At 66.9% G+C, this 19,351-nt stretch carries 18 protein-coding genes; 7 read left to right on the top strand and 11 right to left on the bottom strand.

Annotated features, from left to right (window positions below; translation table 11 throughout):
- Positions 1 to 411, bottom strand: a complete 411-nt coding sequence (locus KDK82_RS27985; RefSeq protein WP_013803596.1) for a DUF2306 domain-containing protein — start codon at positions 409 to 411, stop codon at positions 1 to 3.
- 322 nt (positions 412 to 733) lie between these two features.
- Between KDK82_RS27985 and KDK82_RS27990 the strand changes: the two genes are divergently transcribed.
- Both KDK82_RS27990 and KDK82_RS27995 read left to right on the top strand, forming a co-directional pair.
- Positions 734 to 2,899, top strand: a complete 2,166-nt coding sequence (locus KDK82_RS27990; protein ID WP_088166788.1) for a TonB-dependent siderophore receptor — start codon at positions 734 to 736, stop codon at positions 2,897 to 2,899.
- Positions 2,900 to 2,917: 18 nt separating this feature from the next.
- Positions 2,918 to 4,147, top strand: coding sequence for a PepSY domain-containing protein (locus KDK82_RS27995; RefSeq protein WP_016449690.1), 1,230 nt, complete (start codon positions 2,918 to 2,920; stop codon positions 4,145 to 4,147).
- A 330-nt stretch (positions 4,148 to 4,477) separates the two neighbouring features.
- Here KDK82_RS27995 and KDK82_RS28000 read toward each other — a convergent pair whose 3' ends face one another.
- Positions 4,478 to 4,756, bottom strand: coding sequence for a PsiF family protein (locus KDK82_RS28000; protein ID WP_043781210.1), 279 nt, complete (start codon positions 4,754 to 4,756; stop codon positions 4,478 to 4,480).
- A gap of 193 nt (positions 4,757 to 4,949) precedes the next feature.
- Between KDK82_RS28000 and KDK82_RS28005 the strand changes: the two genes are divergently transcribed.
- Positions 4,950 to 5,777: an undecaprenyl-diphosphate phosphatase gene (locus KDK82_RS28005; protein WP_088166789.1), complete on the top strand. Its 828-nt coding sequence runs from the start codon at positions 4,950 to 4,952 to the stop codon at positions 5,775 to 5,777.
- Between the two features lie 322 nt (positions 5,778 to 6,099).
- On the opposite strand, the gene KDK82_RS28015 is transcribed toward KDK82_RS28005, so the two are convergent.
- The 5 genes from KDK82_RS28015 to KDK82_RS32880 form a co-directional block, all read right to left on the bottom strand.
- Complete coding sequence (locus KDK82_RS28015; RefSeq protein WP_088166791.1) at positions 6,100 to 6,969, bottom strand: alpha/beta fold hydrolase; 870 nt, start codon at positions 6,967 to 6,969, stop codon at positions 6,100 to 6,102.
- Positions 6,966 to 8,024 (bottom strand): proteasome-type protease, encoded by a 1,059-nt coding sequence (locus tag KDK82_RS28020; protein ID WP_088166792.1) that lies wholly within the window; start codon positions 8,022 to 8,024, stop codon positions 6,966 to 6,968. The genes KDK82_RS28015 and KDK82_RS28020 overlap by 4 nt, the downstream gene beginning before the upstream one ends.
- A 321-nt stretch (positions 8,025 to 8,345) precedes the next feature.
- Positions 8,346 to 10,934: a DNA mismatch repair protein MutS gene (mutS, locus tag KDK82_RS28025; RefSeq protein ID WP_088166885.1), complete on the bottom strand. Its 2,589-nt coding sequence runs from the start codon at positions 10,932 to 10,934 to the stop codon at positions 8,346 to 8,348.
- A 319-nt stretch (positions 10,935 to 11,253) separates the two neighbouring features.
- Positions 11,254 to 11,949 carry a hypothetical protein gene (locus KDK82_RS28030; RefSeq protein WP_256974564.1) on the bottom strand — a complete coding sequence of 232 codons (696 nt, stop codon included), beginning with the start codon at positions 11,947 to 11,949 and terminating at the stop codon, positions 11,254 to 11,256.
- 143 nt (positions 11,950 to 12,092) lie between these two features.
- Positions 12,093 to 12,266 carry a hypothetical protein gene (locus KDK82_RS32880; protein ID WP_179217985.1) on the bottom strand — a complete coding sequence of 58 codons (174 nt, stop codon included), beginning with the start codon at positions 12,264 to 12,266 and terminating at the stop codon, positions 12,093 to 12,095.
- Positions 12,267 to 12,299: 33 nt separating this feature from the next.
- Here KDK82_RS32880 and KDK82_RS28035 point away from each other — a divergent pair, with 33 nt between their 5' ends.
- The 3 genes from KDK82_RS28035 to KDK82_RS28050 all read left to right on the top strand — a co-directional run bounded on the left by KDK82_RS28035 (position 12,300) and on the right by KDK82_RS28050 (position 14,257).
- On the top strand, positions 12,300 to 12,920 hold the full coding sequence (locus tag KDK82_RS28035) for a helix-turn-helix domain-containing protein (protein WP_230356709.1): 621 nt from the start codon (positions 12,300 to 12,302) through the stop codon (positions 12,918 to 12,920).
- Positions 12,921 to 13,000: 80 nt separating this feature from the next.
- The gene (locus KDK82_RS32310; RefSeq protein ID WP_143343524.1) at positions 13,001 to 13,702 is read left to right on the top strand and encodes a hypothetical protein; all 702 of its coding nucleotides are present in this window, start codon (positions 13,001 to 13,003) and stop codon (positions 13,700 to 13,702) included.
- 396 nt (positions 13,703 to 14,098) lie between these two features.
- Positions 14,099 to 14,257, top strand: coding sequence for a hypothetical protein (locus tag KDK82_RS28050; protein ID WP_256974565.1), 159 nt, complete (start codon positions 14,099 to 14,101; stop codon positions 14,255 to 14,257).
- Between the two features lie 234 nt (positions 14,258 to 14,491).
- On the opposite strand, the gene KDK82_RS28055 is transcribed toward KDK82_RS28050, so the two are convergent.
- The 4 genes from KDK82_RS28055 to KDK82_RS33305 form a co-directional block, all read right to left on the bottom strand.
- On the bottom strand, positions 14,492 to 15,589 hold the full coding sequence (locus tag KDK82_RS28055; protein ID WP_088166796.1) for a crosslink repair DNA glycosylase YcaQ family protein: 1,098 nt from the start codon (positions 15,587 to 15,589) through the stop codon (positions 14,492 to 14,494).
- 53 nt (positions 15,590 to 15,642) lie between these two features.
- Positions 15,643 to 16,575, bottom strand: coding sequence for a DUF4349 domain-containing protein (locus tag KDK82_RS28060; RefSeq protein WP_034391346.1), 933 nt, complete (start codon positions 16,573 to 16,575; stop codon positions 15,643 to 15,645).
- Between the two features lie 65 nt (positions 16,576 to 16,640).
- Positions 16,641 to 17,468: a hypothetical protein gene (locus tag KDK82_RS28065; RefSeq protein WP_088166797.1), complete on the bottom strand. Its 828-nt coding sequence runs from the start codon at positions 17,466 to 17,468 to the stop codon at positions 16,641 to 16,643.
- Complete coding sequence (locus KDK82_RS33305) at positions 17,459 to 17,581, bottom strand: hypothetical protein (RefSeq protein WP_256974566.1); 123 nt, start codon at positions 17,579 to 17,581, stop codon at positions 17,459 to 17,461. Before KDK82_RS33305 ends, KDK82_RS28065 begins: the two co-directional genes overlap by 10 nt.
- 235 nt (positions 17,582 to 17,816) lie before the next feature.
- Between KDK82_RS33305 and KDK82_RS28070 the strand changes: the two genes are divergently transcribed.
- Positions 17,817 to 19,061, top strand: coding sequence for a cyclopropane-fatty-acyl-phospholipid synthase family protein (locus KDK82_RS28070; protein WP_088166798.1), 1,245 nt, complete (start codon positions 17,817 to 17,819; stop codon positions 19,059 to 19,061).
- The last annotated feature ends 290 nt before the right edge of the window (positions 19,062 to 19,351 follow it).

Genomic DNA, 19,351 nt, shown 5'->3' on the forward strand with positions numbered 1-19,351 from the left:
TCAGGCCAGGCCCAGCTGCTGCCACAGCAGGTCGCCCAGGTAGCGGCCGGGCAGCAGGGTGAACAGGCCCGCCACGACGCAGGCGCCGATGTAGACGCTGCGCATGATCTTGCGGTGGCCGGCGATGTTGCCGTGGTACAGGTGCCAGAACGAGCGGCCCAGGCCGGCAAAGGTCAGCGGCACCAGCAGGTGGACGGGCGTGTAGCCGGCCCAGTTGGGCAGGCGGTAGTCGCGGATGAAGCAGGCGGACACCGCCGCGCAGACCATGAGCGTGACGAAGGCGTAGCCGGCCGCGCGGTGCAGGCGGGGATGGACGGCGGCCTGGCGGCGTGCCAGCAGGGCGATGGCACCCGTGGCCGTGGCCCCGAGGGCGGCACTCATGTGGATGGCGATCAGCGGTGTCATTTGCATGGCGGTGTCCTGGCGTGCGGCCCGGGTTGGTGGGCCTGTATGGGACAGGACTGTCGCTGCCGGACGCGGGCCGGGCCAGCGCCATGCGACGGACGGGCGCGGGCAGGGTGCCAGATGCATCGGGGCGCCGCGAGCTGCAGGGATCTCCGTGGTCGTTGGAAGATTGCGGCTATGGGGAGTGCGCACAAACTATTGCGAAGAGCCTTTGAGTTCAATCGCTTGGAGGATTGCTTCGATGCAACAGATTGAGAAAATTCATAGCAGCGCCCTAACGTGGTTGGTAAGCTAACGGATTCTGTAAATCATTCTCAGTATCATCCTCATGCCCTCCATCCGCCCGATTTCCCTGGCCGTTCTCTGCCTGTGCAGCCAGCAGGCCCTGATTGCCCAGACCCGGGGCGGCGACCCCGTGCTGGAGGCCGTGACGGTGGAGGCCAGTGCCGACGCATCGGCCCAGGGCCTGTCCAAGCCCTTCGCAGGCGGCCAGGTGGCCACGGGCGCGCGCAACGGCGTGCTGGGCACGCTGGACTGGAAGAATTCCTCCTTCTCCACCACCAGCTACACGCAGCAGCTGATCGAAGACACCCAGTCCAAGAGCGTGGGCGATGTGCTGCTCAACGACCCGGGCGTGCGCCAGGCGCGCGGCTTCGGCAACTTCCAGGAGCTGTATGTGCTGCGCGGCTTCCCGGTGTACTCGGACGACATCGCCTACAACGGCCTGTACGGCCTGCTGCCGCGCCAGTACATCGCCTCGGAATTCTTCGAGCGCGTGGAGGTGCTGCGCGGCGCCAATGCCTTCCTCAATGGCGCAGCACCCGGTGGCAGCGGCATTGGCGGCACCATCAGCCTGCTGCCCAAGCGCGCCGGCAACGAAGCGCTGACGCGCGTGGGCGCCGGCATCCAGACGGGTGGCCAGGCCTTTGTCTCCACCGACATCTCGCGCCGCTTCGGCCCTGACCAGAGCACCGGCATCCGCCTGAACGCCGTGCGCCGCGACGGCGGCACGGGCGTGGATGGCGAGGACCGCTCGCTCACCGCCCTGGGCGTGGGACTGGACTGGCGCAGCCGCAACGTGCGCCTGTCGGGCGACGTGGGCTACCAGCGCAACAGCTACAACGGCGGCCGCCCCAGCGTGACGCCGGGCAACTTCATCCCGGCCGTGCCCGACAACAAGACCAACTACGGCCAGAACTGGTCGTACTCCACCGAGCGCGACCTGTTCGCCACGCTGCGCGCCGAATGGGACATCAACGACACCACCACGGCCTGGGCCGCCGGCGGCCTGCGCCGCGGCAAGGAAGACAACTCCCTGAGCGGCGTGACCGTGAGCAATGCGGCCGGCGACACCACGGGCACGCGCTTCGACAACAAGCGCAAGGACAGCGTGGGCACGGGCGAGGTCGGCATACGCACGCGCCTGGCCACGGGCAGCGTGGGCCACGAGCTGGTGGCCACCGCCAGCACCTACTCGGCCACCGAGCGCAATGCCTGGGGCATGGGCTTTGGCGTGGTCAACAACATCTACAACCCCTGGAGCAGCGCACGCCCCGCCATGACGCTGTTCGGCGGCAACCTGGCCGACCCCACGCGTGCCGGCGAAACCCAACTCAACAGCTTTGCCATCGGCGACACGCTGACGATGCTGGACGAGCGCCTGCGCCTGACCGTGGGCGTGCGCCGCCAGAGCATCGAGCAAAGCAGCTACGACTACAACACGGGCGCGCAGACCGACAATTACAAGAAGTCGGCCACCACGCCCATGCTGGGACTGGTGTTCAAGACCAGCGAGAACACCTCGATCTACGCCAACTACATCGAAGGCCTGACCAAGGGCGCCGTGGCGCCGCAGACGGCCAATGACCTGCCCGTGTCCAACGGCGGCCAGGTGTTCGCGCCCTACAAGTCGCGCCAGAAAGAAATCGGCTTCAAGTGGCAGGGCCAGCAGCTGGGCGCCACGGTGGCGCTGTACACCACGGACATGCCTTCGGCCTATGTGGCAAACCAGGTCTTCGGCCAGTACGGCAAGCAGCGCAACAGCGGCCTGGAGGCCACGGTCTTCGGCGAACCCGTCAAGGGCCTGCGCGTGCTGGGCGGCGTGACCTTCAGCGAGGCCAAGATCCGCGAGGCCGCCGATGCCACCACCATCGGCAACTACGCCATCGGCGTGCCCAAGCGCCTGCTCAACCTGGGCGTGGACTGGGATGTGCCCGGCGTCTCGGGCCTGGCCCTCAATGCGCGCGTGATGCACACCTCCAGCCAGTACGCCAACGGCGCCAACACGCTGAAGGTGGCCTCGTGGACGCGCACCGACATCGGCGCGCGTTATCTCATGGACATCGGCAACAACCGCCTGCTGACCCTGCGCGCGCGCATCGACAACCTGTTCGACAAGGGCTACTGGTCGTCGGTGGGCGGCTACCCGGGCGCCAACTACCTGGTGCAGTCCATGCCGCGCACCTTCTCGCTGAGCGCATCGGTGGACTTCTGAGCCGGAGCGATCTGAAGCATGCGCGCGTTGTGGACGGTGGTGCACCGCTGGATTGGCCTGGTGCTGGCCGGTTTCCTCACCATGGCCGGCCTCACCGGGGCCGTGCTGTCCTGGGACCATGAAATCGACGAATGGCTCAACGCCGACATGCTGGAGACCCCGGCACGCGGCCCGCTGAAGACCCCGTTGGAGCTGGCCGCCGCCGTGCAGGCCAGCGAGCCGCGCGCCGAGATCAGCTACATGACCCTGGGCCTGGTCGAGGGCGAAGCCGCCATGTTCATGGTGCGCCCCCGGCCCGACCCGGCCACGGGCCAGGCGCCTGCGCTGGGCTATGACACGGTCTTCGTCGATCCCGTCAGCGGCCACATCACCGGCCAGCGCAACGGGCGCAGCTTTGCGCTCAGCCAGCGCAACCTCATGCCCTGGCTGCGCCACCTGCACGAAAGCCTGCTGGCCCCGCGCTTTTGGGGCACGGACCGCTGGGGCTACTGGTTCATGGGCAGCCTGGCCCTGCTGTGGGTGGCCGACAGCTTCGTCGCGCTGCTGCTGACCTTTCCCGTCAAGCTCAGGAAAAGCGCCCCGCGCCTGACGGCGGCCGTGGGATCGTGGTGGCGGCGCTGGCTGCCCTCATGGCGCGTGCGCTGGGGCGGCGGCGCCTACAAGCTCAACTTCGACCTGCACCGCGCGGGCGGCCTGTGGGTCTGGGCCGTCATCGTCATCGTGGCCTTCACCTCGTTCTCGCTGAACCTGTACCGCGAAGTCTTCTACCCGGTGATGAGCACCGTCTCCACCACCACGCCCGGCCCCTACGAAACCCTCAAGCCCGCGCCCCAGGGCACGCTCCTGGTGCCCAAGGTCTCGTTCGCCCAGGCCATCGCCATCGCCCAGAGCGAGGCAAAGCGCCTGGGCTTCGCCCAGCCCGCAGGCGGCATCTGGTGGGGCGGCGACTTCCCGTTCTACAACATATCCTTCTTCGACCCGCACGACGAAACCGGCGCCATGGGCATGGGACTGTCCAACATCTACGTCAGCTCGGACAACGGCGAAGTCCTGGGCACCTACCGCCCCTGGCACGGCACCGCAGCCGACGTCTTCGTCCAGCTGCAGCTGCCCCTGCACAGCGGCCGCATCCTCGGCACCCCCGGCCGCGTGCTCATGTCCTTCGTCGGCGTGCTCGTCGCCGTCCTGTCGATCACCGGTGTCATCATCTGGTGGCGCAAGCGCAGAGCTAGGAAGATGACCCCCTGAGCGGCTGCGCCGCTTCCCCCTTCTCGCTTCGCGGAGGGGGACGCAGCCCTCACTGCGGGGCGGCCCTTGCTCGGCTGCCCGCGCTTGAGCCCTGCGAGTTTGAACGGCTGTCGGTAGTGCACGGCTCCATTGATAGCCAAATCAGAAAACTATCCGCCTAAACAGCAAAGCCACCGAAAACGGTGGCTTTTTGCAATGCTTGACGGGCTCAAGGCCATCCCGACTGGCGCGCCCTAAAGCGAGGGACACCGAGCAAGGGCCGCCCCGCAGCGAGGGTGTCGTCCCCCTCCGCGAAGCGAGAAGGGGGAAGCGGCGCAGCCGCTCAGGGGGTCAATCCTTTTTCAGGCATTCACTCATGAACGCCTTGCGCTCATCACCCTTCTTGCCCGTGGCGTCCACGTTGCAGGTCTTCATGCGTTCCTGCTGGCGCTTCTTGCCGTCGGACAGGCAGGACTTCATGAACTCCTTGCGCTCGTCGCCTTTCTTGCCGGTGGCTTCGGTGTTGCAGGTGCCCATCAGCTTTTGCTGGGCCGTGGGAGCCTTGTCCCCTGCGGCCATGCCCATGCTGCAGGCCAGGGAGACAACTGCCAGAACAACGATTTTTTTCATGATGGAATGGTTTTGAAGGCGCGCTGAAGTCCAGCGCACCCACATTGCAGCACAGTGCCGGGCGCGCAGCAACGTCGCGGGCCCGGCGTTGTAAAAGTTTGCGATTGCCGCTGACAGGCGGGCAGGCGGACACCGGCAGGCCATGGCCAGCGCAGATAATGGCCCACTTTTGCATTGCGACAGGACGCTTGCCGTGGACATTCTTTTGCTGGTCAAGGCCGCCATCATGGGCATCGTGGAAGGGCTGACGGAGTTCCTTCCCATCTCCTCCACCGGCCACCTCATCCTGGCCGGTTCGCTGCTGGGCTTCGACGATGCCAAGGCCAAGGTCTTCGATATCGCCATCCAGACCGGTGCCATCTTCGCCGTGGTGCTGGTGTACTGGCAGAAGATCCGCTCCACCGTGGTCGACCTGCCCACCAGCCGCCAGGCGCAGCGGCTCACGCTGAACGTCATCATCGGCTTCCTGCCGGCCGTGGTGCTGGCGCTGATCTTCGGCAAGTTCATCAAGGCGCACCTGTTCACGCCCACCGTGGTGGCCACTACCTTCATCCTGGGCGGCTTCGTCATCCTGTGGGCCGAACGCCGGCCCGCCTCGGCCATGCGCGTGCAGACCGTGGACGAGATGACGCCGCTCGATGCCCTCAAGGTCGGCCTGGTGCAATGCCTGGCCATGATTCCCGGCACCAGCCGCAGCGGCGCCACCATCATCGGCGGCATGCTGATGGGCCTGTCGCGCAAGGCGGCGACCGACTTTTCGTTCTTCCTGGCCATTCCCACGCTGATCGGCGCCGGCGTCTACAGCCTCTACAAGGAGCGCGCCCTGCTGTCGGCGGCCGACATCCCCATGTTCGCCGTGGGCCTGGTGTTCTCCTTCATCAGCGCCTGGCTGTGCGTGCGCTGGCTGCTGCGCTACATCTCCACCAACAGCTTCGTACCGTTTGCCTGGTACCGCATCGCCTTCGGCATCATCGTGCTGGTGACGGCCTTCACTGGGGTCGTATCCTGGAGCGAGGCCTGACAGCCTGCGCCGCGCATGCAAAAAGCCACCCCAAGGGTGGCTTTTTTTGTCGCCGGGCCGCCCCAAGACAAAAAGCGGCCCCCCTGGGGGGCAGCGGACCTTGCGCAGCAAGGGGAGCGTGGGGGTCTTTTTTGTCGCCGGGCCGCCCCAAGACAAAAAGCGGCCCCCCCCCGGGGGGCAGCGGACCTTGTGCAGCAAGGGGAGCGTGGGGGTCTTTTTTGTCGCCGGGCCGCCCCAAGACAAAAAGCGGCCCCCCCGGGGGGCAGCGGACCTTGCGCAGCAAGGGGAGCGTGGGGGTCTTTTTTGTGCCTGAAGCTCCGGTTCAGGCCTCGGAGCCCAGCAGGTTCAGCAGCGAGGCCTCGATGGCGGCGGCCGTGGCGTGGGGCCGCTCCATGGGGAACAGGTGGCTGCCGTCCAGCATCATCACGCGCCCGCGCGTGATGCGGCGCGTAAGGTCCATGCCCACCTGGCGCATCTCCACCGAGGCACGCCCGCCGATGAAGGCCGCCGGGCAGCGCAGCGGATGGTGGTGCAGCAGCGAGGCCAGGTTGTGGGGCAAGGTGTTGTAGATGGCGGTCTCCACCTCGCGCGTGAAGTGCAGCGTGCGCCGGCCGTCCAGGTCGGCCAGGCCGCCCTGCACATAGTCCTGGAGCACCTGCGGATGCCATTGCGCAAACACCTTCTTGGCGCGGAAATAGGCCAGCGCCTCGTCATCGCTGTCCCAGGCATTGCGGCGGCGGGCGCTGATCTTGCCCGGCGAGACCGAGCCCACCAGCTGCGTGCGCTTGGCCACGCCCACGGCATTGGCGCGCCAGCCGCTGAGCAGGGGCGAGTCGATCAGCAGCACGCCGCGCGCCAGTTCGGGGTGGCGTGCAGCCGTCATCACGCTCAGGAAACCGCCCAGCGAATGCCCGACCAGAAAGACCGGACCGCCCACGCGCTCCACCTCGGCGCGCGTGAACTCGGCCAGTTGTTCGACCAGGTGGGGCCAGTTGTTGGTGACGGGAAAGCGCGGGTCATGGCCGAAGCGCTCCACGCCCTGCGCCGCGATCCCGCGCTCGGCCAGCAGCGAGAACAGCAGCCGGTAGGTGGGCAGCGCAAAGCTGTTGGCATGCGAGAAGACCACGGGCAGCGGTGCCGATTCCGTGCCCGCGTCGCTGTCGGCCCGCTGCGCGGGCCTGGCCGCGTTCACGGCTGGGGCTCCTGGCCGGTTCGGTCCGGAGCATCCGGCATGCCTTGCTGGTGGCCGGAGGGTTGCCCGGCGTCCGGCCGCATGGGCGATGTCGGGCCCGGTTGCAGGGGCGTCATGGGCGAGGTGGCCAGCCCGTCGGCCGTGGAGGTGCCAAGGCCTGCACCCGTGCCGCTGTGATAGGGCTGGCGCAGCGCCGCAGGCGGCAGCCGGCCCATGCTGCGCGCCGACGAGCGCAGGGCGCCTGCCGGCGCGGTGACCTTGGTCAGCGGCTGGGCCTGGCGGCTGTGCACGCGAATGGGCACCGCGGAATCGCTGCCCTCCCAGGCCGGGTCTTCGATGCTGTCGAAGACATGGCGCAGGCGCTCGCCCCAGCTGTCGTGCAGCATGCGGAAATACGGATTGCTCTCGTCGATGCTGACGATCTTGTCGGAGGCAAAGCGGTCCTTCTCGTACACGATCAGGTCCAGCGGCAGGCCCACCGAGAGGTTGGACTTGAGCGTGCTGTCCATGGACACCAGGGCGCACTTGGCGGCCTCGTCCAGCGGCGTGCGCGGCGTGATCACGCGGTCCAGCACGGGCTTGCCGTACTTGGACTCGCCGATCTGGAAGTAGGGCGTCTCGCTCGTGGCCTCGATGAAGTTGCCTGCCGAGTAGACCTGGAACAGTCGCATGTTCTCGCCCTGGATCTGGCCGCCCAGCACCAGCGAGATATTGAAGTCCACGCCCGAGCGCGACAGCGCCACGCCGTCGCGCTCGAACACATGGCGCACGGCCGCGCCCAGCACGCGGGCCGCATCGAACATGCTGCGCACGTTCCAGATGGTCAGCATGTCGCCCGTGGCCTCGTCGCGCAGCTGCTGGCTCTCCAGCAGCTCGCGCACCGATTGGGTGATGGACAGGTTGCCGGCCGACAGCAGCACCATGAAGCGGTCGCCGGGGTTCTCGTAGACCATGAGCTTGCGGAACGAGCTGATCTGGTCCAGGCCGGCATTGGTGCGCGAGTCGGCCAGGAAAACCAGGCCGGCGTTGAGCTTGATGGCAACGCAATAAGTCATGGAAGCGTCCGAATCTGCGGAAATGGCAAGTTTAGGGCCTGTTCACACTAATGTGGGGATCGCGTTGCCCGGCTGCGGGGTCGTATGCAAGGCGCGCGTGCGCAGCAAGGCTTGTGCCTTGCAAGCGCGTGCAACGCCGCAGACGGCCCCGCAGCCGGGCAACCCGAAGGGAAGCTGCCTGCCAGCCCGCCACTCGGCGTTGCACTCCTTGTGCGTGTGGACACACGCACGGCGTCGCGCGCCTTGATTGGCGGGCTGGCAGGTAGCTTCGCGACCCCACATTAGTGTGAATAGGCCCTGGTGCGAGGCGATTGACCGCGTTCAGGCGGCGATCTTCTTGAGCTGGTAAAGGGCTTCCAGCGCCTCGCGCGGGCTCAGTGCGTCGGGATTGATGGCGGCCAGCGCCTGGGCCAGCGGATCGTGGCGGCTTTCGGGCTCGGGCATGTCGGGCGCATCGAACAGGTCCACCTGCAGGCGGCCCTCGTCGGCATGGGCCTCCAGTGCCTCCAGCGCATGGCGCGCGTGGTGCAGCACGCCGGCCGGCATGCCCGCCAGCTTGGCCACCTGGATACCGTAGCTGCGGCTGGCCGGGCCGGGCTGGATCTCGTGCAGGAAGACGATGTCCTGGCCGGACTCCGCCGCGCTCACATGCATGTTCACGGCCGCGCGTGCCTTGGCCGGCAGCTCGGTCAGCTCGAAGTAGTGCGTGGCAAACAGCGTGAAGGCGCGCGTCCTGTCGTGCAGCTGGGTGGCGATGCCGCTGGCCAGCGCCAGGCCGTCGAAGGTGCTGGTGCCCCGGCCGATCTCGTCCATCAGCACCAGGCTGTGCGGCGTGGCCGAGTGCAGGATCTGCGCAGCCTCGGTCATCTCCATCATGAAGGTGGACTGGGCATTGGCCAGGTCGTCGGCTGCGCCGATGCGCGTGTGGATGGCGTCGATGGGCCCCAGCCGGCAGCTGGACGCCGGCACATGCGAGCCCATGCTGGCCAGCAGCACGATCAGCGCCACCTGGCGCATATAGGTCGACTTGCCGCCCATGTTGGGGCCGGTGATGATCTGCATGCGCGTGTTGGCGTTCATGCGCGTGTGGTTGGCGATGAAGCTGCCGCTGGAGGTCTCGGCCATGCGCGCTTCCACCACGGGGTGGCGGCCGGCCTCGATCTCGATGCAGGGATGGTTCACGAACTCGGGCGCGCACCAGTTCAGCGTCAGCGAGCGCTCGGCCAGCGTGCACAGCACGTCGATGGCCGCAATGGCACCGGCCACGCGCGTGAGCGCCGGCACATGGGGCTGCAGTTGGTCCAGCAGCTGCTCGTAGAGGAATTTCTCGCGCTGCAGCGCGCGCTCCTGCGCCGACAGGGCCTTGTCCTCGAAGGCCTTGAGCTCGGGCGTGATGTAGCGCTCGGCGTTCTTCAGCGTCTGGCGGCGGCGGTAGCGCTCGGGCACCGCATCCTTGTAGCTGTTGGTGATCTCTATATAGAAGCCGTGCACCTTGTTGAACTGCACGCGCAGGTTGGGAATGCCGGTCAGCAGCTTTTCCTTGGCCTCCAGCTCCAGCAGGAAGTCGTCGCAGTTGTTCTGGATGGCGCGCAGCTCGTCCAGCTCGGCGTCGTAGCCCGTGGCAAACACGCCGCCGTCGCGCACCAGGGCGGCCGGCTCTTCCATGATGGCGCGCACCAGCAGCTCGGCGCAGCCCTCGGGCGGCTGCAGGTCGGCAAACAGCTGGGTCAGGTGGGCCGAGGGTGTCTGCCCGGCCTGGGCCAGCACGGCCGCCTTGTGCAGCGTGCGGCCCAGTCCCACCAGCTCGCGCGGGCGCACCTGGCGCAGCGCCGTGCGCGCGGTGATGCGCTCCACATCGCTCACGCCCTTGAGCTGCTCGCGCAACTGCTGCCAGGGCGCGGCCATGCCGCCTGCGCTGGCGCCCTGCAGCGCCCGCGTGGCCTCCAGCCGCGCCATGGCCTGCGTGCGGTCGCGGCGCGGCTCCAGCAGCCAGGCCTTGAGCAGGCGGCTGCCCATGCCCGTCATGCAGGTGTCCAGCAGAGAGAACAATGTGGGCGAATCCTCGCCGCGCAGCGTCTTGACCAGCTCCAGGTTGCGGCGCGTGGCCAGCGGCAGCGCAATCAGCTCATCGTCGCGCTGCACCTGCAGAGCGTGGATGTGCGACAGGCTGCGGCCCTGCGTGTGCTCGGCATACGACAGCAGCGCCGCGCTGGCGCCATGGGCCAGCGGCAGGTCCTCGGCCTCCCAGGCCTTGAGGCTGGCCGCGCCCAGCAGCTCCAGCAGCTTGCGCTCGCCCAGACCGCCATCGAACTGCCAGTCGGGGCGCGGCGACAGCGGGCAGGCAATGGAGCCGCCATGGCGCAGCGTGAACAGGCTCTGCTCGAAACGCTCGGTCACGCCCGCGCTGTAGATCAGCTCGCTGGGCGCAATGCGCGAAATCCAGGCGCCCAGCTCATCGTGGGAACACTCGGCCAGATGGATGCGCCCCTGCGTCACCGCCATCCAGGCCAGGCCGCAGCGCTGGCGCCCGGCCGTGTGCAGGGACAGCAAGATCGCCTCGCTCTTGTCCGACAGCAGCTCACTGTCGGTCAGCGTGCCCGGCGTCACCACGCGCACCACCTTGCGCTCCACCGGGCCCTTGGCGGCGCCCACCTCGCCCACCTGCTCGCAGATCGCCACCGACTCGCCCAGCTTGATCAGCCGGCCCAGGTAGTTCTCCAGCGCATGGAAGGGCACGCCCGCCATCGGAATCGGCTGCCCCGCCGTCTGCCCGCGCGTGGTCAGCGTAATGTCCAGCAGCCGCGCCACCTTCTCCGCATCCCCGAAGAACAGCTCGTAGAAATCCCCCATGCGGTAGAAAACCAGCGTGTCGGGGTAGTTGATCTTGATGCCCAGGTACTGCTGCATCATGGGCGTGTGCGCCGACAGATCAGGGGCCGGAGAGGGCTGTGTGCTTTGCGAAAGGTCGCTCATTGGCTTGGGAATCAACAGGTTGCGGCGGCGCGAAGGCGCCGGGCAAGGCCTGCCTGGATGGCGCGGGGCCGCAGGAAGGCGCAAATGTTCTTGTGTCGTGCTGCCCGCCTCGGGCCGTATCCATCGTGTGGGGCGTGGTGGCGGACAAAGGTCACATTATTGACTACCCGAGGTTGGACGCCGCGCCAAGGGGGCGTAGATCGCGGCACACAAATGCGCTGCGCTCAATCCAAAGGGTCATCTCCGTCGCGCGTTATCACAGTGCTCCTTCTGGCAACTGCCTGGCTCCTTGGTACAAGGCGTGCTGCGCATCCGCCAGGGTGATCACTTCGTCCCCGGTGAGATAGCTCATCAGAACACTGTTGAGTTTCGCGATGCGTGCGCCATAGCAGCGAATCAGCGAGGCGATCTGAATCTGCTCCGGTTCCGTGATCTGATCTCCCAGCGCTGTCACGGCGTGGGCTGCTGCCTCGATGTCGAATGAGCAACGAATGAGCAACTCACTGGCCCGGTGGCCGCTTCCAAGCAACGGCGATGCCGCTGTGACTGGTGATGCTGTATCTGCCTGGCTGCCGAATGTATTGATACCGTTGCCAGCCTCCTTGGCTGCAGCAAAGCTGGCCAGGAAACGCAGGTCGTCCAAGGAGTTGGGAAGCTCGTTGTAGGCCCCGAACAGCCGGTCTGCGAATCCAAAGGCGTGTTCCAGCAGTCCATGAACAAAGGCAGCTTCACCTGCTGCACTGAGCCGGTTCTCTCGGAATGTGTCGCATGCGAACTCCAGTTCCGAGCTGATGAGGGCGAGCAGTGAAAGCAGATCCACCCGCACCGGCTCATGTGGACTGCTTGCCGGGCAGCAACCGGGAGCAGGTAGCTGGTTGAGCGCTGCAAATGCCCGGCTGAGGTGCGGGCAGGAGTAGCGCTCCTGTGCCCCGTCGTACAGGATGCGTTTCACTGTGTACTTGAGCACTCCCGCAGCGCACAGGACTGCTTGGTGGGCATCGGCAAGAGAGGCTCGGGCCATGCATGGGGCGTGGCGTTGGGGCTCAGGGTGCGCGTGATTTCTATCGTGGCGCTGAATGTTTGGCCGCACTCGATTCAGCGCCGCTCGGCGGCGGTGTCGGTTTGACCCAGCACGATGCGGCCCTCGTGCTGGGCGCCGTCCCATGCGCGTTCCAGCTCTTCGGTCATCCCCAAGGGAATGCGTTTGGAGTACATCAGGGGCTCGACCGTGGCCGAGCGGTGGCGGGTGTGGTGCGCTGGGGTGGTCATGTAGTATCTGGAGATAGGTTGTTACAAGATGCGGTGGATTTTGCCCAATTTTTTGGGAAAGTCAACAGATTTACCAAAAAAATGGATGAATTTTCCCAAAGGTTGCGTGAGGAGCGCAAACGGCTTGGCCTAAGCCAAGAGGCGTTTGCATCCCTGGGCGGGGTGTCCAAGAACACTCAATCGAACTACGAGACGGGGGCAAATCTGCCTGATGTTGGCTACCTCAACACCATTCGCGGGTTCGGGGTGGACTCCGGCTATGTGCTCACGGGCATACGTACTTTTGACCCCAGCGCGATAGAGCATGCACAGCCCGCTGCCACGCTTGCGGCCCGCCTGGTGCAAGAGCGCAAGCGGCTGGAGCTGACCGTGGGCCAACTGGCCGCCAAGTCGGGCGTGGATCGCCTGGCCCTGCTGAAATTTGAAGAGGGCGAGTTCGCGCCCGATGCCAAGGCGCTGCAGCAGCTGCACGCCGTGGGTGTGGATGTTGGCTATGTGCTGCTGTCGCTGCGCGCAGGCGCGGCGGGCGGTGATGCCGGCGCGGCGGCATCAGTCAGTTCTGAGTCACAGCAGCTGCTGCGGCACTACGACAAGGCGCCCTTAGAGGCGCAGGCTGCACTGCGCACGCTGGCGGCCATTGCCGCACGCGCATAAACGACCCATTTACCTAAGAGTTATCAACCGAGTGGCCACCTGATGGGCGGTGGCCGCCGCATTTAAGAGAGGGGACACCCATGGCATTGGCGCCTTGCAAAGAATGTAAGAAAGAAGTCTCAACAGGTGCAAAGACCTGCCCGAACTGCGGAGTCAAAGACCCGACCATCACCAGAACAGACAAGTTCCTTGGTCTGATCCTGTTGATTGGCATCGTGGGGGTTGTGGTGTATGCGTGCAGCCCCAGCAGTCCCCCCAAAGAATCCGCAAGCCCTGCGGCTGTCACGGCTCCCGCGAGCACAGCGCCCGCCGCGCAGCCAGCCACGGAGGAAACCCGGCCGAATTTCGGCTTTGATTCCAACGAATTCCGCACACGCTTCAATTCGCTTGCCAAAGACTTTGGCAATGGGTGGCCGATTCAGCGACCGTTCACCATCAGCAATGGCAGCAAGAAGAACACTTGGAATCACACCATTGCAGAGACGCCAATGATTGGCACTGTGGACAAGCAAAGCGGCAGGCTTGAGTCGGTCATGGTGACGGTTACGGGGGGCGACAATACAAAAACCATTAATACGATGTCTCTTCTTCTTATCGTTGGCAACTCGCTGACTGGAGGCGACCGGCGCGAACAGGTCTCGGCTACCCTTGTGCGCCTGATGAAAAAGGCCATGGACAGCAAGGACGCTGACACCGCGAGCGATAGCGTTGGCAACGTTACGATATCCGCCACGCTGATCCAGGGCATGGGCATGCTCGTGGCTTTCACCCCCGCGCAGTAGCCATGTGGCGCCACGCAGCGCTTGCGCTGCTTATGCTGGGCGGGTTTTTGACGGCCCATGCCGCCAACTACCCCTGCAGCGGCAGCAAGGGCGGCGTGGCGCATTGCTCTGGCGCGCAATTCGTGTGCAATGACGGCTCGGTCAGCGGCAGCAAGCGCCATTGCAGCGCCGAGCTTGGACAGTCATCACCGCGTGCGTTGGTGGCCCCCAGCCGGGCCGGGGCATCTTCAGGTGATTGCTCATGCCGGTCCGGTGGCGTTTGCACTGGGCCACGGGGTGGGAAGTACTGCATATCGGATTCTGGAAAGAAGAGCTATTTGCGCTAGAAGCCGATCGGCCTGGCCTACCCCAGGGGTGTGGCCCACGGCCCTGCGCGACAGGCTGGAGCGCGTCGCCATGGCAGCCGCCGAGGGGCCGCAGGTGGCGCGCATCTTCGAGTCAGCCGGCGTGGACCCGGCGCCGCTCACTGGCGCCGAATACCGCAGGAAGCTGGTCCAGGGCCATGAGTCCATGGGCGCGGCCATCAAGGCGGGCAACCTGCCGCGCATGAACTGAGGGCGGTCCGGCTGCCTGCCGGCCTTGATGCACGGGTACTGCTGCAGCATGTGCCGAAAGATCATGAAAGGCCGCTCGTCGGCGGGGGAGCGCTCGCGCCCGCTCCCTGCGTTCGCTGTATCGGTCCACTAGGTAGCCTGTGCAGTCAAGCCGGTGCAGTCGCGCGTCAGCAGGGTGAAATTGACCAGTTCCCCCAATCATGTCCACCACGCGCAGGGGGCGAGTGCCTGCGCCTCAGCGCGGCGCCAGGAACTGCTCCATGCGCTGCAGCTCCTCATCCAGCGCACTGCGAAAGGCGGCATCGCCGGGCGCCGCGCCGGCCACATAGCCGAATGACGGCTCCAGCCGGCCGTCGCGCGCTTGGAGGTTGGCCCAGCCGATCACCTGGCCCTGCCAGAGCATGGGCAGGGCGTAGTAGCCCAGCTGACGCTGAGCTGGTGGCGTATAGGCCTCGAACTTGTAGGTCCAGCCCCAGAGCAGCGTGAAGCGGCGCCGGTCCCAGACCACGGGATCGAAGGGCGCGAGCAGGCGCAGCCGCTCGTCGAAGGCATGGCGGCGCGAGCGTGGATTCTCGTCGGCGGGCCAGTACCAGGTGGTTCCATCGATGCGGCAGCTTGCCAGCTGCTCGCGCGCCAGCCGCAGCGCCACCTGGGTCTGCTGCGCCAGGTGGGGCGCGCCATAGCCCAGCAGGCGCACCAGGTAGGTCAGGCTGGGGGCTGGCAGCGGTGCGTACTTGCGCACCACCAGGTCGATCAGCGCGGCGGCGCGCCGGGCGCTGGCGGCGGGGCTGTCGTCGGCTGGCGGGTGGGCGATGGCCTCGTAGACGCGCGTGCCGCTGTCGCGGCGCTTGACGCGCAGCAGGCCCCGGTAGTGCATGCCATCGAGCAACTGCGTGCTGGCGCTGCCCGAGCCGCCCCAGTAGTTCTTCACGCTTCCGTGCGAGAAATGCTGCTCCACCTCGCGCGGATGCACGGCGCCGCGCTCGCGCACAAAGGCCAGCACCTCGGCGGCCTTGCGCTGCGTCTCGGCATCCCAGGCCTTGCGGGCCTGGCGCGGGTGCATCAGCGCCAGGTGCTCGCTGGGCAGAAAGCCGTAGTTGACCAGGCAGTCCTCGTCGATCGGCAGGCGCGCGTAGCGGCGTTCCAGATCGCCGGCGCGGTAGTCCTTGACGCGGTGGCGCAGCGTCAGGTCCTGCGCCCGGGCCGGGGCGCGGATCGGGTCTGCCTGCACAAAGCCCAGGCGCTGTATGGCCGCAGGCAGGGTGGTCGGCGTGAACAGGGTGCGCGCCACGGCATGGCGGCGCAGGTCGTCAAGGCTCGGTTCGGGGGGCATGGCTTGATTGGAGCACGGCAGGGCTGCCGTACTTCCTGATCCTGCTGTGCCGCTCAGGCCTTCCTGGCACGCCTGCGCCGCCACAGCGCGCGCAGCACCCAGCCCAGCGGCAGCACCACCAGCACCAGCCAGGGCAGCACGGCCGCCACGAAGGTGATCAGGGCTGCCATGCTCTCGCCCAGCACATGGCCGGCATCGCGCAGCGCGCGGCCTATGGGGCTGTAGCTGGTGCCGCCCTGCACCAGGGCGCGGGTGGGCGTGAACTGGATCTGTATGTGCTGCTTGCTGGTCTGCTGCTCCAGCACCTTGCGCTGGGCGGCCATGGCGTCCAGCTCGGCCTGCGTGTCCGACAGCGTGCGCTGTATCTCCAGCAGGTCGGACATGGTGCGCTTGGTCGTGGTGTCGCGCAGCATCAGGCGCAGGCTGTCGCGGAACTCGGTGCGGTTCCTGATGCGCGCCTCCACGTCGATCACCTCGGCCGTCTTGTCCTCGCTGATGGTGTTCTGCGACACGATGGTGGCCACGCCGGCCAGCGTGCCCAGCAGCCGCTGCACATCGGCCGGCGCCACGCGCATCTCCAGCATGGCGTTGCCGGGCTGCTGGGGCGTCTCGCGCAGAAGGGATGCCGACAGCAGCTCGCAGCGCAGCGTGGCACACAGGTCGCGCACCTGGCCCCAGGCATCGGCCAGCTGCGCCTGCGGCACTTCCACGTTCAGCTCCTGGCGCACGGCCAGGAAGCGCTGGGCCATCTCGTCCTGCGCCGATGTCTCTGGTGCGGCTGCTGCCGCATCCTCGGCCTGCACGGTGGCGGCGCGGCCTTGCTTCATGCCGGCGCCGCCCGCCATGGGCGCGGGGGCGGGCGCAGATTCCATGGCTGCTGTGTCATGCCGCTGGTTGCAGCCCGCAAGGGCCAGCGTGGCAGCCAGTGCCAGCACGGCCGGCAAGGCCATGCGGGAGGGCAGAGTGGAAGGCCGGGGATGCGTCATGAATTTCCTCTTGAAAACAGGCAAGAACAGGCCGCTGCCAGGACTCAAAGCTCAAGGCTCAAGGCTCAGGGCTTGCCGCCGGGGCCGAACATGGTGTCCACCTCGGACTGCAGCTCGAAGATGTCGGACACCGTGTAGAGCCAGTCTCCCTTTTGCAGATGGCCGGGGTCCGGCGGCGTCTCCACGCAGGCCTTGACCAGGGTGAACTGGCCGGCCGGGTCGGGCAGGAACTTCAGGCCCGATATGGAAAACCGCGCCACCCGCCCCACACCATCGTTGTAGCGCCGGCCCCGGGCGCGCACGTCGGCCAGCTCCGCCATCTGCGGCAGGTGGTCGAACACCGCGTCGTAGAACTCGACGATGGGGCTCTGGTTGGTCCGGGCGCAGCCGTGCACGTACAGGGCGTAGAAGCGCCCGTCCAGCTCCATGGCCACCACGTCGGCCGCGCGGTAGAAGGTCAGGCTGTCGGGCAGGCCCGGCGAGCGTTTGGGCGGCGCGGGCGGCGTGTCCAGGAAGTCCTGGCGGATCTGCGCCGACTTGCGAAAGAAGTCATCGCTGAGCGCCACCTCGGCATTGAGCACATCGATGGCCGTGCGCGCGGCCGCGTTCAGGCCCGCGTCGGCCAGGCCGTTCCTGTGCAGCACGATGGCCAGGGCCAGCGCCGTCTTGTGCCGGTACAGCGCCGTTGCCTTGGCGTCACCGGCCTGCAGCACGCAGCTCCAGCGCCGCAGCAGGGGCGGCAGGGCATGGCCGCCGTAGTTGGCCGCGATAGCGGCATCGTGCCGGCCCAGCGCAAACGTGCGCGCCATCACGCGCGCCACGTCTTCCTCCAGGGTCTGCACCAGGGTGTCGGCGGCCAGCTTGGACAGCGCCTGGGTATGGGTCATGGCCATGGCGTCACTGGCTCCAGTTCGATGGCAGGTTCCTGAAATCCGGCCGGCAGGCCATAGCCGCCGGTGCTGCGTTGTTCGTTGCGGTGCTCGATGCTCAGGTCAAAGGCTTGCATGGTGTCTGTCGCAGGCGCCTTCGCGCCGGGGCCGTTGGAACGCCGGCCAGTGTGCCCCAAGCCGGGCCGCTGGCGGGGTGTGGGCGCCATCGGGTCTGTATCGATCCGCTACCGGCGCGGGCTGTCGCCCTGACGTCTTGCCGTCACATGAACCGGCAAGACTCGTCATTTGCTTTTCATGCTGTTCATGCGGTTCATGTCAAAGGGGGCGCCGCCAGCCCCGGGGAGATGCACGATGTTCTGGGACAAGAAGCTCAGGCGCTGGGCCGAGGCCGTGCGTGCGCGGGCCGATCTGCCGGCGCGGCTGGTGCTGTGGAATGGCGAGCAGTTCGACTTCGGCCGCTTCGAGCAGCCGCGCGTCACGCTCACCGTGCGCAGCGCCTCGGCCCTGCCGCTGCTGCTGGACCCCAGCCTGGACCACCTGGGCCAGGCCTATGTGAAGGGCCAGATCGACATCGACGGCCGCCTGCCCGACATCATCGACTTCGGCTATGCGCTGGCTCGCCGCATGTCCAAGACCCAGGGCGCGGGCAAGGGGCCGGGGCGGCTGGCGCTTGCGGCGCGCGCGGCAAGGCGCTTTCGGCACAGCCGCAGCACGGACCGCGAATCCATCCAGTACCACTACGACGTGTCCGACGACTTCTACCGGCGCTGGCTGGACGAGGGCATGGTCTATTCCTGCGCCTACTTCGAGAACGGCGACGAGGACCTGGCCACCGCCCAGCGCAAGAAGCTGGACCACATCCTCACCAAGATCCGCCTGCAGCCCGGCCAGCGCCTGCTGGACATCGGTTGCGGCTGGGGTGCCCTGGTGCTGCGTGCGGCCCAGCACTTTGGCGCGCATTGCGTGGGCGTGACCCTGTCGCGCAACCAGTTCGAAGCGGCCACCGAGCGCGTGCGCGCCGCAGGCCTGGCCGACCGCATCGAGATCCGCCTGCAGGACTACCGCGACGTGCAGGGGCGCTTTGACCGCATCACCAGCGTCGGCATGTTCGAGCATGTGGGCCGCCGCAATCTGCCCATGTACTTTGCGCACATGCGCGAGCTGCTGGCAGATGACGGCCTGGCGCTGAACCACGGCATCACCTCCACCGATGCGGACGTGGGCGCCACGGCGTTGGGCGGCGGCGCGTTCATCGACCGCTATGTGTTTCCTGATGGCGAGCTGCCGCACCTGAGCCTGGCGCTGGAGGCCATGCAGCGTGGGGGGCTGGAGGTGCTGGATGTGGAGGGGCTGCGGCGGCATTACGTGCGCACGTTGCAGTTGTGGCTGGAGCGGTTTGAGGCTTGTGCGATGCAGATTCGGGACTTGGTGGATGAGGAGAGGTTTCGGATTTGGAGGGTGTATCTGGCGGGGTGTGCTTATGCGTTCGAACACGATGACGTGTCTATCTTTCAGGTTGTTTGTCGGAGGGCGGGGCAGGGGGCTGCTTCGTTGCCTTGGTCGCGGAGGTATATGTACGAGCGCGAGCTGTCCTGATGTCTTGGGACACGGGCGGTGTGTAGCTTGTTCTTGACCCTGCCGGGGGGTGTTTTTTCGAGGCCGGGTCTCGGCCCGGCGGCCGACCCGCTTTCTTGTCTCGCCAAGAAACCGGGCCAAAGAAGGCGACCCGAATGCCCGCGACCCTCCGCTTCGCTGCGGGCAACCTGCGTCGTGGCGCTTGCGGGGTTTGCCGCAGAACTCTCTGCGCGCTTCGCGCTCCGCTCAGACAACTGCGGCAAGTCAGATCACGAAGCAAGCCTGTCCTTCGGCAGGCTTGCAACCCCGCA

The sequence above is a fragment of the Delftia sp. K82 genome, assembly GCF_002193035.1.
GTDB classification, from domain to species: domain Bacteria; phylum Pseudomonadota; class Gammaproteobacteria; order Burkholderiales; family Burkholderiaceae_C; genus Comamonas; species Comamonas acidovorans.